This is a genomic window from Sulfuriferula thiophila, assembly GCF_003864975.1.
GTDB classification, from domain to species: domain Bacteria; phylum Pseudomonadota; class Gammaproteobacteria; order Burkholderiales; family Sulfuriferulaceae; genus Sulfuriferula; species Sulfuriferula thiophila.
In genome coordinates, this window is record NZ_BHGL01000046.1 from 207300 (window position 1) to 220516 (window position 13217).

Sequence of the window (13217 nt, forward strand, 5' to 3'; positions counted from 1 at the left end):
TAACCTATTCGCACCATAACTCTTCAGGCAATACCACTGCTGTGCCCAGTTTAGCCACGACAATGCCTGCAGCGCGATTCGCCAGCGCGACAGAATCATCCAGACTTTTCCCGGCCGCCAGCATGACACCTAGCGTCGCAATCACGGTATCTCCCGCACCGCTCACATCGAACACTTCGCGGGCAACAGTAGCTTGATGCACTACGCCCTCAGCGCTAAACAATGTCATGCCCGCTTCACTGCGGGTGACCAGCAATGCGGTCAAATCGAGACTTTTCCTTAATGCTTCCGCCTTGCTGCGAAACTCCTCTTCGCTTTGCCAGCTTCCTGCAACAACACGAAACTCTGCCAGATTGGGCGTCAGCACAGTGGCATGACGATAACGAGCGTAATCATCACCTTTAGGATCAACCAGTACCGGGATATGCAATGCATTCGCTGCTGCAATCATGGATTCAATATGCGTCAGTCCGCCCTTGCCATAATCCGACAAAATCACCAGATCACAATCTGGCAACAGCGTGTGAAAACGTGCCAGTTTATCTGCCAGCACATTCTGGCTGGGCGGCGTTTCAAAATCTATACGCAGTAATTGCTGCTGCCGACCTATTACCCGTAATTTGATAATGGTGTCCAGCACTTCATCTTCATGCAAATGCGCTTGAATATTTGATTCCGCCAGCAGGCGCTGGATGCTACTGCCAGCTTCATCTGCCCCCACCACTGACAACAAAGCAGTACTCGCTCCCAAGGCTGCAGCATTGCGCGCAACGTTGGCCGCGCCGCCAAGACGCTCTTCCTGCCGATTGATTTTGACCACGGGCACGGGTGCTTCCGGAGAGATCCGCGCCACATCACCAAACCAATAGCGATCGAGCATGACATCACCCACAACCAGAATTCTGGCCTTGGCAACAGCAGCATTATTAATGATCTGATCGTGGCTCATTTACGCCCGATAGCAAAGTACTCAAAACCCAACTCACGCATCTGAGCTGGTTCGTACAGATTGCGGCCATCGAAAATGACAGGCAGCTTCAATGCATCCTTGATCACGCCAAAATCAGGGCTACGGAATACTTTCCATTCGGTAACGATGACCAGCACATCTGCACCCGCCAAAGCGGCTTCAGGATTATCCGCCAGCGTCAGTTGCGGATGATCGCCATAGATGCGATGGGTTTCATGCGCAGCTGCAGGGTCAAACGCTTGCACATGCGCGCCATGCGCCCACAATCCTTCCATCAGCACCCGGCTTGACGCTTCGCGCATATCGTCGGTATTGGGCTTGAATGCCAAGCCCCACAATGCGAAACGCATGCCTTTCAGATCGCTACCGAAACGGGCAATGATCTTGGACAGCAACAAATGCTTTTGCGCTTCATTGGCCGTTTCTACCGCATCAATCACGCGCATAGGCACGCCGTTTTCTGCTGCGGTACGGCGCAACGCCTGAACATCTTTAGGGAAACAGGAGCCACCGTAACCGCAACCTGGATACAGAAAGTGATAACCAATGCGCTCATCCGAGCCTATGCCCTGACGCACATGCTCAATATCCGCACCCAGCTTTTCCGCCAAAATAGCCAATTCGTTCATAAACGAGATGCGCGTAGCCAGCATGGCATTCGCTGCATATTTGGTCAATTCCGCAGAGCGCACATCCATGCTGATCAGACGCTCATGGTTACGCTGGAACGGTGCATACAATTTGCGCATCAAATTGGTCGCGCGATCATCATCCGTACCGACGATAATCCGGTCAGGCCGCATGAAATCATCAACTGCGGCACCTTCTTTCAAAAATTCCGGATTGGAAGCCACGCTGAACTCCAGCCCCACATCCCGTTTATCCAACTCTTCCTGCAACGCGGCACGCACTTTGTCCGCAGTGCCCACGGGTACAGTGGACTTGTCTACCACTAGCTTGTACTCGGTCATGTATTTACCGATATTGCGTGCAGCAGCTACCACGTATTGCAAATCAGCCGAACCATCCTCGTCCGGTGGCGTACCCACGGCAATAAACTGGATCAGACCATGCTGAGCCGCGAGTTCGACATCCGTCGTAAAGTGCAAGCGGCCTTCAGCGACGTTGCGCTTGACCATGTCTTCCAGACCTGGCTCATAGATAGGTATACCACCTTGGTTCAATATCGCTATCTTTTTGGCATCCACGTCCAGACACAATACGTTGTTACCCACCTCTGCCAGACAAGCGCCACTGACCAAGCCTACATAACCTGTACCAATCACGGTAATTTTCATACTCTTTATCCTTGTGAAATTTCTTGATGAATCGCTAACAAAGCTTGCAATGGATCTGCTGCATGCGTAATCGGCCGGCCTATGACCAGATAATCCGACCCTGCGGCCAAAGCCGCTGCGGGGGTCATTACCCGTCGCTGATCACCTAACGCCGCACTGGCCGGGCGTATCCCAGGAGTAATCAAATTAAAATCCGCACCCAATTCGCGCTTAAGCAGGTTTGCTTCCTGTGCCGAGCACACCACACCATCCAGGCCATTAGCGTGAGTCAATCGTGCTAAACGCAACACGGCGTCTTGCGGCGTGCCATTCAAACCGATCTCCTGCATCTCTACTTCGCCCATGCTGGTCAGCAACGTAACCGCTATTAATAGTGGACGATCAGATGCGTCACCCAAACCAGCACGCGCTGCGCGCAGCATGGCACCACCGCCCAAGGCATGAACATTCATCATCCACACACCTAAATTAGTTGCGGCTTTGCAAGCCAGCTCAACAGTCGTGGGGATGTCATGAAACTTTAAATCCAGAAAAACCGGGAAACCGCGTTTCACCAGCTGCTCCACCCAATGTGGACCCGCTGCTGTAAACAGTTGCTTCCCCACTTTAAGTCGACACAATGCCGGATCAAGCTGATTAACCAGCGCCATGGCACTGTGCTCATCTGGATAATCCAATGCCACGATAATTGGAGTTGTGTTATTCATTGCACTATTCTTCTTTTTGCTGAGGAGGGAAACTATCCCAGTGGCTACACGCCGGACAATGCCAGAAAAAACTGCGCGCTTTAAATCCGCAATGATCGCACTGATACATCGATTGGCGCTGACTATAGCGCTGCACGATACCTTTCTTTAACTGCAAATCCGACTGACGCTCAACTGGCGCGGTTAACAATTCGGCTTCCAGCAATCGGTCCAAACCACGCAAACTTGGTTGGGACTGTAAGGTTTCACGCGCCAACTGGTATGCGGCGGCAGCTCCAGACAATTTAAGTGTGCCAGTAAATACCGTACTGAATAACTCATATGAAGGCTGTCGCGCCAAAGCACCGCGCAAATAGCTAACTCCCTCAGCTTCGCGCCCAAGTTCACGGTAAGCCGACATAATGCGCTCTGTCACCAGAGCGAGGTGGGCAATGCTCTGCGTTTCAATACGACGCCAAGCTGCAATCGCGGCTTCATGATTACCCTGGGATGCTTCGATGTCGCCCAATAACACATTCGCGCGAACGCAATCGCGATTAGCCTGCAATGCTTCACTCAAATGCCCGCGAGCCGCATCTATCTGCCCATGCACGTAAGCATAATTAGCCAGCTCACATAGATAATGCGCAATTTCAGTATGATACGGCTGGTTACAGATTTGCGACAATTCACGCGCAGCGACCACTGCCTTTTGCCAATCTTTTTCCTGCACATAAATTTCCAGCAGAAATTGCCGTGCTTTACCTGCTGCATCACTCGTCTGCAGACGATTAAATATCTCCTCAGCCCTATCCAGCAAACCGGCTTTCAGATAATCCTGCCCTAATTCTGATAATGCTTTCAGCTGACGCTCTGCAGACAAATCCTCGCGCGCAACGAGATTTTGATGCATACGAATTGCACGCTCGACTTCGCCACGTTTACGGAACAAACCACCTAAAGCAAAGTGCAAATCAACGGTATCGCTATCCACCTTGACCACTTCAATAAATGCCTCTATGGCCTTATCCGGCTGCTCATTCAATAAGAAATTCAGCCCTTTGAAATAGGAGGCCGGCACACTGCGTGACTCGGTCATAACATGGCGTATATCAACGCGTGCGGCCATCCAACCTAAGCCAAAAAACAAAGGCAAAGCCAATAGCCACCATAATTCAAATTCCATCTTATGTTATGCGTAACATATTACGCACCCTCTCATTCGCCTAACGTAGTTTTGGTAGTAGATAGTGACTGACGCATTTTTTGTAATTCACGGCGTTGACGGAACAAATAACCGAGACATGCAGCGACACCTAATGCGGCACCAACAGCCAAAAAAATTAGAATTATCAGGACCAATGGCATTTGCCACTGATAGCCAAAATAATAGCGCAAAGTTACTAGTTCACTGTTTTTAACAGCAAATCCGAGTAAAAAAACGAATAATGCGATTTTTAACAAGCCTATTAAATAACGCATACTGACCAAATATTATAATAATTACTGGATTTTACCCTAAAAGCACGGATACCGTCGCCAACACCGCACTTAGCTTAATTTATTTAATGACATCAAACTACCTATAGCCAGCCATTTAATTACAAGACGGTTTCAATATCAATTGAACCAATTAACGCAAAAAAAACGGCATATCAATTAGATATGCCGTTTCCTAAATACACCAGTAACGAGTATCAGCTCACTGGGTAATCCACACGCTCACGTAATTCCTTACCCGCTTTAAAATGTGGGACGTATTTTTCAGGCACTTCCACTTTTTCACCGGTTTTCGGATTACGCCCTAAACGTGGTGGACGATAGTTCAAACTAAAACTGCCAAAGCCACGAATTTCCACCCGTTCACCAGCAGCCAGACTTTTGGAAACAGCATCTAAAATGGTTTTAACTGCCATTTCCGCGTCCGTCGCGACCAACTGGTGATGGCGTGCAGCCAACTGCGCAATCAACTCCGATTTGGTCATACTACTACCTTTCAGGATTCAGCGTTTTTGTTGTCAAGTTTAGCCTTGAGCAACGCGCCAAGATTAGTAGTACCAGTGCTTGCTACCTGATCGCCAGCCAATTTTTGCATCGCTTCGGTTTGTTCTGCAGCATCCTTTGCCTTAATCGACAAGTTGATACTACGGCTCTTACGATCAACGTTAATGATCATTGCTTCAACTTCGTCACCTTCTTTAAGGTGGTTACGAATATCTTCAACGCGATCGCGTGAGAATTCAGAAGCACGCAAGTAACCTTCAACATCGTCACCTAATTGAATCACAGCACCTTTAGCATCCAGTGATTTAACAGTACCTTTTACGATGCTGCCTTTATCAAAGCTGGAAACAAAACTGTTAACTGGATCGCCTTCAATCTGCTTGATACCCAGAGAGATACGCTCACGTTCAACATCAATTGCCAATACCACAGCTTGAACTTCATCACCCTTCTTGAAGTTGCGAACAGCTTCTTCACCAGGCTGGCTCCATGACAAATCAGACAGATGGACCAAACCGTCGATACCACCAGGCAAGCCAATGAACACACCAAAGTCAGTGATAGACTTGATTTGACCACTAACTTTGTCGCCCTTCTTGTGGCCTTGTTCGAAATCATCCCAAGGATTGGACTTGCACTGCTTCATGCCCAAGGAGATGCGACGACGCTCTTCATCGATTTCCAATACCATGACTTCAACTTCATCGCCAAGCTGAACAACTTTGGATGGATGAACGTTCTTGTTAGTCCAGTCCATTTCGGAAACGTGAACCAAACCTTCGATACCTGGCTCGATTTCAACGAATGCACCGTAGTCGGTAAGATTAGCCACTTTACCAAACATGCGTGTGCCTGCTGGATAACGACGTGCCAAACCACTCCAAGGATCATCACCCAATTGCTTGATACCCAGAGAAACACGGTTCTTGTCTTGATCAAACTTAAGGATTTTTGCTTCGACTTCATCACCAACTTGCACCACTTCAGAAGGATGCTTGACACGACGCCATGCCATATCGGTAATGTGCAACAAACCATCAATGCCGCCCAAATCAACGAAGGCGCCATAATCAGTAATATTCTTAACCACGCCTTTAACAACAGCACCTTCTTTCAGGTTAGCCATCAGCGCGTCACGGTCAGCACCCATGGTTGCTTCAAGCACTGCACGACGTGATACCACAACGTTATTACGCTTGCGATCAAGCTTAATAACTTTGAATTCCATTTCTTTATTTTCGTACGGGGTGGTGTCTTTAACTGGACGTGTATCCACCAGTGAACCTGGCAAGAATGCACGAATACCATTTACCATGACCGTCAAACCGCCCTTAACCTTACCGTTAACCATACCGGTAATGATTTCGCCTTCTTCCATGGATTTTTCCAAGCTTATCCATGCAGCCAAACGCTTGGCTTTATCACGTGACAGCTTGGTTGCACCATAGCCATCTTCCAGCATTTCGATTGCTACGCTAACAAAATCGCCAATTGCTACTTCGAGCTCACCGCGATCAGTGCGGAATTCTTCGATGGCAATCAGACTTTCGGATTTCAGACCAGCATTAACGGTAACGAAGTTATCGTCGATCCCAACAACTTCGGCGGTAATAACTTCACCAGCGCGTAGTTCTTGACGAAGCAAGCTCTCTTCAAACAGAGCGGCGAAACTTTCCATACTGGATTCGGTGGAGGTGGCAACAGTAGACATGTAAAAAAAAGACCCAAAATATCCGCAAAAGCGCGGAGTTAATTAAAAAAAGCTCAGTTAGGATTAACTTGAGCACCAGCCACTAAGTTAAAGTTTTTTAACACAAAATCAACTGCAGCATTAACGTTGATGTGTGTCGTATCCAATAAAATAGCATCCTTTTCTTGCCGTAATGGCGCAACCGAACGCGCACTATCTCGCGCATCCCGCTCACGCAAATCTTCCAGCAAGTTTGTAAGATTAGCACTAATTCCTTTTTCCATCAACTGCTTATAACGTCTTTGCGCACGTTCTTCGGCAGTCGCCGTTAAAAATATTTTCAGCGCCGCATCGGGGAACACGACTGAACCCATATCACGCCCATCTGCAACCAGTCCAGGTAACTGGCGAAACGCATGTTGCCGTGCCAGCAATGCTGTACGTACTGCAGGTAATACAGCGACTTTAGATGCGCCTGTGCCACAAGCCTCACTGCGCACATCATCCGTAACACGCTCGTTCTGCAAATAAACTTCACCATCCTCAAAACGCACATCCAGATGCAAAGCCAGTTCAGCCAATGCTGCTTCATCGTCCAGAGCCACACATTGACGCTGCGCCGCTAACGCGGTGAGTCGATACAGCGCACCACTGTCCAGATAATGAAAGCCCAGTGCTTTTGCCACCAACGCCGCAACCGTTCCCTTGCCTGACGCCGACGGCCCATCTATCGCGATGACAGGAATATCCGGATGCATCATAGCGCTCGCGCCGATTGCGTAATTGATGCAAATTCTGAAAAATAATCAGGGAATGTTTTATTCACGCATTGTGGATCATTGATACGAACTGGCACCCCACCTAGCGCCACCAGTGAAAAGCACATCGCCATGCGATGGTCGTCATACGTATCTATGGTTGCAGCCTGCAAATTTAACGGCGGGGTAATGCGCAAATAATCCGCCCCTTCCTCAACGACGGCGCCAACTTTGCGCAGCTCAGTCGCCATGGCGTGAATCCGGTCTGTCTCTTTGACCCGCCAACTAGCAATATTGCGCAAGGTGGTGGGACCTTCAGCAAAGAGCGCCACAATGGCAATCGTCATTGCCGCATCGGGAATATGATTAAAGTCGGCATCAATACCACGCAAACCCTGACTGGCCGAAGCGGTAATGGCATTATCTTCATAAACAATATCAGCGCCCATTTGCTGTAACGCTTCAGCAAAACGCACATCACCCTGAATACTCAGCCGCCCCACCCCCTCAACACGCACCGGACCACCACCTATCGCACCCGCGGCGAGAAAATACGATGCTGACGAAGCATCTCCTTCGACATCAATACTGCCCGGGCTTTGGTAGACCTGACCCGCAGCAATCTCAAATCGCTGCCAGCCAACGCGGACCACATCAACACCGAATCGACGCATCAGATTCAAGGTTATTTCCACATAGGGCTTGGAAATCAATTCGCCTTCAACACCTATGGTAACCGCACGCCCGGTTAATGGCGCAGCTAGCAGCAAGCCGGTCAGAAACTGACTGGACACATTGCCGCGCACACTGACTTCGGCATGATCGTTAGCAATTAACGGCGCAATTTTCAGCGGCGGGAAACCATCCTGCCCGAGATAGCTGACCTGCGCACCCAGTTGACGCAAAGCATCCACCAGATCACCAATTGGTCGTTCATGCATGCGCGCCACACCGGACAATTGATAATCGCCATGCGATAACGCCAGCGCTGCGGTCAATGATCGAAACGCAGTGCCTGCATTACCCAGAAACAAATCAGCCTTGCTTTGAGTAAAACAACCTGCCACACCGGTAATTTGATAATCGCGACTGCCATCTAATTGTGTAACAGTGACGCCAAGCTCGGTTAACGCGGCTAACATGACCCGCGTGTCATCCGAATCCAGCAAATGATTCACACGCGTCGTGCCTGCAGCCAGTGCTGATAACAATAAAATACGATTAGAGATGCTCTTCGAGCCCGGCAATTGCACCGCACCACGAGCCTGCGTTAACGGAGGCAGATCAAGATATTCCATGTACTATCCACTAAAAAACTAAAATTTCATTCCCACTCGATGGTAGCTGGCGGCTTACCGGAAATATCATAAACCACACGATTAATGCCGCGCACTTCATTGATTATACGATTGGAAACCTTACCCAGCAGACTGTATGGCAACTCGGCCCAATGCGCAGTCATGAAATCCTGAGTTTGAATTGCGCGTAATGCAACTACGTATTCATAAGTGCGACCGTCCCCCATCACGCCCACCGACTTAACCGGCAGGAATACCGCAAATGCCTGTGACGTTTTCGCATACCAGCCACTGGCACGTAACTCTTCAATGAAAATCGCGTCTGCACGGCGCAACAACTCAGCAAACTCAGCCTTAACTTCACCCAGAATGCGCACACCCAAACCCGGCCCCGGGAATGGATGGCGATAAACCATATCATGCGGCAAACCTAACGCCACACCCAGTTCGCGCACTTCATCCTTAAACAATTCACGCAGCGGCTCCAGCAGTTTCAAATGCAGGGTATCCGGCAAGCCACCCACGTTATGATGCGACTTGATCGCATGCGCTTTTTTAGTCTTTGCACCAGCCGATTCAATCACATCCGGATAGATCGTACCTTGCGCCAGCCATTTGGCATTCGGCAGCTTGGCCGACTCTCGCTGGAACACCTCGACAAATTCACGGCCGATGATTTTGCGCTTCTGCTCAGGATCAGTCACCCCTGCCAGATGCTTCATGAATTCCGCACTGGCATCCACATGGATCACCTTGACACCCAGATTCTGCGCAAATGTCGCCATAACCTGCTCTGCTTCATTCAGTCGCAGCAACCCATTATCAACGAATACACAGGTCAACTGATCGCCAATCGCCTTGTGCAGCAATGCAGCCACCACAGATGAATCCACGCCACCCGACAAGCCGAGTATCACTTCATCACTACCGACCTCTGCGCGCACACGGGCAATGGCTTCATCTACGTAGTTAGGCATGGTCCAATCTGCACCAGCTCCGCAAATATCATGAACGAAACGCGCAATGATTGCCTTGCCTTGCAAGCTATGTGTTACTTCCGGATGGAACTGCAAGCCATAGAAGCGACGATCTTCATCAGCCATACCGGCAATCGGTGTCGCCGCGTTACTGGCAATAATTTTAAAACCGGCAGGCAATACCGTCACTTTATCGCCATGACTCATCCACACATCCAGCAAACCATGCCCTTGCTCATTAACATGATCCTGTATATCACGCAGCAAACCTGAATGCCCCTGCGCACGCAATTGCGCATAGCCAAATTCACGATGCAATGCATTTTCCACGGCCCCACCAAGTTGCGCTGCCATGGTTTGCATGCCATAGCAGATGCCCAATACTGGCACACCCAGTTCAAACACAACTTGTGGCGCACGCGGCGTCTCATCCTCGGTCACCGAAGCCGGACCTCCGGACAAGATAATACCCACCGGATTAAAGTCACGGATAAATTGAGCATCCACATCAAACGAATGCAACTCACAATACACATTGGCTTCACGTACACGCCGTGCAATCAGCTGGGTATATTGGGAACCAAAATCAAGAATCAGTATTTTTTGATGTGCCATATTTGAACTCTAAACTGTATAAAAAAACAGCAGGCGAACCTGCTGTGTCATCATTTGCTAAACCGCCTGAACCATCAGTCCAGACGATAATTTGGGGCTTCTTTGGTTATTTGTACGTCATGCACGTGAGATTCACGTACACCGGCAGAAGTTATCTCAACAAATTCCGCACGTTCTTGCATATCACTGATTGTTGCTGTGCCCAAATAACCCATACTGGAACGCAAGCCACCCATCAATTGATGAATAACTGCCAGCATGCTACCTTTGTAGGGAACGCGACCTTCGATACCTTCCGGAACAAACTTATCCGCGTTGGCTTCGTTATCCTGAAAATAACGGTCACTGGAGCCTTTTTGCATCGCGCCCAACGAACCCATGCCGCGATAGGATTTATATGAACGCCCCTGGAATAACTCGATCTCGCCCGGAGCCTCTTCCGTACCCGCGAACAAACCGCCCAGCATTACCGTGCTGGCGCCAGCAGCAAGCGCTTTGGCAATATCGCCTGAATAACGTACACCACCATCGGCGATCAACGGCACACCCAGGCTACGCAACGCGTCGGCCACATTCTGAATGGCAGTAATCTGCGGCACGCCAACACCGGCAACAATACGGGTAGTGCAAATTGAACCAGGACCGATACCGACCTTAACTGCATCAGCACCATGCTCAACCAGCGCCAATGCAGCTGATGCGGTAGCAATATTGCCACCAATCACCTGAATATGCGGGAAATTGGTTTTAACCCACTTCACCCGATCCAGCACACCTTTGGAGTGACCGTGAGCGGTATCCACAACAATGACGTCAACACCCGCATGCGCCAGTGCAGTTACCCGCTCTGCCGTACCCGCACCCACGCCCACCGCTGCGCCCACGCGCAAACGGCCTTGGCTGTCTTTACATGCATTAGGATGCTCTGAGGATTTCTGTATATCTTTAACGGTAACCAGACCGCGCAACTCGAAGTCATCATTTACCACCAGCAAGCGTTCGATACGGTGCTTGTGCAGCAATGACAATACTTCCTGACGGCTGGCACCCTCTTTAACCGTTACCAGACGCTCACGCGGCGTCATAACGTTACTAATAGGTTGATCCAGGTTGGTTTCAAAGCGCAAATCACGATTGGTTACGATGCCGACCACCTTACCTGCCGCATCAACCACAGGCAAACCGGAAATACGGTATTGCCGTGTAGTAGCCTGTACATCACGCACAGTCATATCCGGGGTAACAGTAACAGGATCTTTTACGACACCAGATTCAAAGCGCTTAACCCGAGCCACTTCTGCAGCTTGCGCCTCTATGCTCATATTCTTATGAACAATACCGATACCACCTTCCTGAGCCAATGCAATTGCTAATGGCGCCTCAGTTACTGTATCCATCGCAGCAGACAACAGCGGGATATTTAATGTGATTTCACGGGTCAAACGAGTTTGTAAACTCACATCGCGGGGCAATACATCGGAGTGAGCGGGGACGAGCAGAACGTCATCAAAGGTGAGGGCTTTTTGAATCACGCGCATGGCTATTGTTCCAGAGCAAAGCAACATTATACGGCAAAGTTCAATTAGCCGCTAATCAGAAACGACACGCACGCTATTTATGGTAAATAGTTACTAATTCCAACGAAAGCATTTGACGCACGCCGTCCAAATCGTTATGTTTATAGCACCCAGGCAAGCACAGCTTGCATAATGGCGACTTATTTTTTAATACTAACCAAATCGCTTTGAGGAGATTTGCAGATGAATAAACTTATTATTGCGTTAATTGGCGCTTCCGTTCTAGCCATCAGCGGTTGCGCAGGTACCACGCAAACCGCTAGCGCACCTGCCGCACCAACCCTGAGCGGCGAAGCTCAAGCTGCACTGACTCAAGCACAAGCCGATGTAGCCTCAGCAAAAAAACAAAAAGCGCTGTGGACCAATGCTGAAAGCGCATTAAAAGCAGCTGAAGAAGCTGCCAAAACCGCTGATAGTGCAGCTGTTATCAAAAATGCCAAAAAGGCTAGCGATGCTGCCAAGATGGGAATTGCACAAGCAAGCTTGCCAAGCACTGACACATTCAAATAAGCCTAAAAAACGGGCGGCCTTGTTCCAGGGCCGCCCGTTTCAATTTTACTTATTCTTCAGCTTTCTCAACATCCCCACCGCCCTTTTTCATTACCTTACCCTCTTCAGCGCGACGCCGCCGCACTTCTTTAGGATCAGCAATCAACTTGCGGTAAATTTCCACGCGATCCTTATCCCGCAGTACCGTATCAGGCTTTACCAGCTTGCCAAACACACCAATTTTGTTCTGCTTCAGGTCAATCTCAGGAAATTTAGCCAATATACCCGATGCCTCAATCGCCGCAATTGCAGTGATGCCTTCTTGGGTATGGAGCGGCAATATCACCTGCTCGTCCGGCCTGGCAAAAGCAATCTCAACTAAAATCTGATTTGTCATGTTGCACCATACACTTGTTCTGCGCGCTGAATAAACGCCTCGACGAAACTATTCGCTATATAACCGAACACAGGCCCCAATACGGCATCGAGCAATTTATTCGAAAACTCGTAATGCAGCACAAACTCAATCTTGCATGCTTCATTCCCCAGCGCTTTGAAACGCCACTCACCGTCCAATTGCTTGAACGGTCCGTCCAGCAGACGCATTTTAATCAAATTTGGCGGCTGATTGCTATTTTCAGTAGTAAAGTGCTGTTTAATATGCATATAATCAATATCGACCCGCGCCACCAACTGATTCTCTTGCCGACTTTTCACGTCGGTGCCGCCACACCAGGGCAGGAATTCCGGGTAATCCTCCACCCTGTCCACCAAATCAAACATCTGCTGGGCTGAATGCCCAACCAAAACACTTTTGTTTACCAGTGCCATAACCCTTAGTGCCTATTATAAAAG

The 13217-nt window shown here is 49.3% G+C and carries 14 protein-coding genes; 1 reads left to right on the plus strand and 13 read right to left on the minus strand.

The genetic code is table 11. The features are described 5' to 3' along the window. Positions 1–4 precede the first annotated feature (4 nt). The 11 genes from rfaE1 to guaB form a co-directional block, all read right to left on the minus strand. The gene (gene rfaE1, locus EJE49_RS12760) at positions 5–949 is read right to left on the minus strand and encodes a D-glycero-beta-D-manno-heptose-7-phosphate kinase (RefSeq protein WP_124951431.1); all 945 of its coding nucleotides are present in this window, start codon (positions 947–949) and stop codon (positions 5–7) included. Beyond that, on the minus strand, positions 946–2268 hold the full coding sequence (locus EJE49_RS12765) for a UDP-glucose dehydrogenase family protein (protein ID WP_124951433.1): 1323 nt from the start codon (positions 2266–2268) through the stop codon (positions 946–948). Before EJE49_RS12765 ends, rfaE1 begins: the two co-directional genes overlap by 4 nt. A gap of 5 nt (positions 2269–2273) precedes the next feature. Continuing rightward, entirely contained in the window at positions 2274–2975 is a 702-nt protein-coding gene (gene pyrF, locus EJE49_RS12770) for an orotidine-5'-phosphate decarboxylase (protein WP_124951435.1), read from the minus strand. 4 nt (positions 2976–2979) lie between these two features. After that, positions 2980–4140, minus strand: a complete 1161-nt coding sequence (gene lapB / locus EJE49_RS12775) for a lipopolysaccharide assembly protein LapB (protein ID WP_124951437.1) — start codon at positions 4138–4140, stop codon at positions 2980–2982. 32 nt (positions 4141–4172) lie between these two features. Further along, the gene (locus EJE49_RS12780) at positions 4173–4436 is read right to left on the minus strand and encodes a LapA family protein (RefSeq protein ID WP_124951439.1); all 264 of its coding nucleotides are present in this window, start codon (positions 4434–4436) and stop codon (positions 4173–4175) included. Positions 4437–4651: 215 nt separating this feature from the next. Then, on the minus strand, positions 4652–4939 hold the full coding sequence (locus EJE49_RS12785) for an integration host factor subunit beta (protein WP_124951441.1): 288 nt from the start codon (positions 4937–4939) through the stop codon (positions 4652–4654). A gap of 11 nt (positions 4940–4950) precedes the next feature. After that, a complete protein-coding gene (rpsA, locus tag EJE49_RS12790) occupies positions 4951–6669 on the minus strand; it encodes a 30S ribosomal protein S1 (RefSeq protein ID WP_124951443.1) in 1719 nt (572 codons plus the stop codon). 53 nt (positions 6670–6722) lie between these two features. Further along, the gene (gene cmk, locus EJE49_RS14125; protein ID WP_189941905.1) at positions 6723–7409 is read right to left on the minus strand and encodes a (d)CMP kinase; all 687 of its coding nucleotides are present in this window, start codon (positions 7407–7409) and stop codon (positions 6723–6725) included. Then, complete coding sequence (gene aroA / locus EJE49_RS12795) at positions 7406–8704, minus strand: 3-phosphoshikimate 1-carboxyvinyltransferase (protein ID WP_189941907.1); 1299 nt, start codon at positions 8702–8704, stop codon at positions 7406–7408. The genes cmk and aroA overlap by 4 nt, the downstream gene beginning before the upstream one ends. A gap of 26 nt (positions 8705–8730) precedes the next feature. Continuing rightward, positions 8731–10296, minus strand: coding sequence for a glutamine-hydrolyzing GMP synthase (guaA, locus tag EJE49_RS12800; RefSeq protein ID WP_124951445.1), 1566 nt, complete (start codon positions 10294–10296; stop codon positions 8731–8733). A gap of 74 nt (positions 10297–10370) precedes the next feature. Further along, complete coding sequence (guaB, locus tag EJE49_RS12805) at positions 10371–11834, minus strand: IMP dehydrogenase (protein WP_124951447.1); 1464 nt, start codon at positions 11832–11834, stop codon at positions 10371–10373. Between the two features lie 222 nt (positions 11835–12056). On the opposite strand from guaB, the gene EJE49_RS12810 reads away from it, so the two are divergent. Beyond that, positions 12057–12383, plus strand: coding sequence for a hypothetical protein (locus EJE49_RS12810; protein WP_124951449.1), 327 nt, complete (start codon positions 12057–12059; stop codon positions 12381–12383). Positions 12384–12432: 49 nt separating this feature from the next. On the opposite strand, the gene EJE49_RS12815 is transcribed toward EJE49_RS12810, so the two are convergent. Continuing rightward, complete coding sequence (locus EJE49_RS12815; RefSeq protein ID WP_124951451.1) at positions 12433–12759, minus strand: RnfH family protein; 327 nt, start codon at positions 12757–12759, stop codon at positions 12433–12435. Then, complete coding sequence (locus EJE49_RS12820; RefSeq protein ID WP_124951453.1) at positions 12756–13193, minus strand: type II toxin-antitoxin system RatA family toxin; 438 nt, start codon at positions 13191–13193, stop codon at positions 12756–12758. The genes EJE49_RS12815 and EJE49_RS12820 overlap by 4 nt, the downstream gene beginning before the upstream one ends. Positions 13194–13217 lie beyond the last annotated feature (24 nt).

Bases quoted from the DNA above. Each gene is read 5' to 3' on its own strand.
- rfaE1 (WP_124951431.1), bottom strand. From the start codon at position 949: ATGAGCCACGATCAGATCATTAATAATGCTGCTGTTGCCAAGGCCAGA.
- EJE49_RS12765 (WP_124951433.1), bottom strand. From the start codon at position 2,268: ATGAAAATTACCGTGATTGGTACAGGTTATGTAGGCTTGGTCAGTGGC.
- pyrF (WP_124951435.1), bottom strand. From the start codon at position 2,975: ATGAATAACACAACTCCAATTATCGTGGCATTGGATTATCCAGATGAG.
- lapB (WP_124951437.1), bottom strand. From the start codon at position 4,140: ATGGAATTTGAATTATGGTGGCTATTGGCTTTGCCTTTGTTTTTTGGC.
- EJE49_RS12780 (WP_124951439.1), bottom strand. From the start codon at position 4,436: ATGCGTTATTTAATAGGCTTGTTAAAAATCGCATTATTCGTTTTTTTA.
- EJE49_RS12785 (WP_124951441.1), bottom strand. From the start codon at position 4,939: ATGACCAAATCGGAGTTGATTGCGCAGTTGGCTGCACGCCATCACCAG.
- rpsA (WP_124951443.1), bottom strand. From the start codon at position 6,669: ATGTCTACTGTTGCCACCTCCACCGAATCCAGTATGGAAAGTTTCGCC.
- cmk (WP_189941905.1), bottom strand. From the start codon at position 7,409: ATGATGCATCCGGATATTCCTGTCATCGCGATAGATGGGCCGTCGGCG.
- aroA (WP_189941907.1), bottom strand. From the start codon at position 8,704: ATGGAATATCTTGATCTGCCTCCGTTAACGCAGGCTCGTGGTGCGGTG.
- guaA (WP_124951445.1), bottom strand. From the start codon at position 10,296: ATGGCACATCAAAAAATACTGATTCTTGATTTTGGTTCCCAATATACC.
- guaB (WP_124951447.1), bottom strand. From the start codon at position 11,834: ATGCGCGTGATTCAAAAAGCCCTCACCTTTGATGACGTTCTGCTCGTC.
- EJE49_RS12810 (WP_124951449.1), top strand. From the start codon at position 12,057: ATGAATAAACTTATTATTGCGTTAATTGGCGCTTCCGTTCTAGCCATC.
- EJE49_RS12815 (WP_124951451.1), bottom strand. From the start codon at position 12,759: ATGACAAATCAGATTTTAGTTGAGATTGCTTTTGCCAGGCCGGACGAG.
- EJE49_RS12820 (WP_124951453.1), bottom strand. From the start codon at position 13,193: ATGGCACTGGTAAACAAAAGTGTTTTGGTTGGGCATTCAGCCCAGCAG.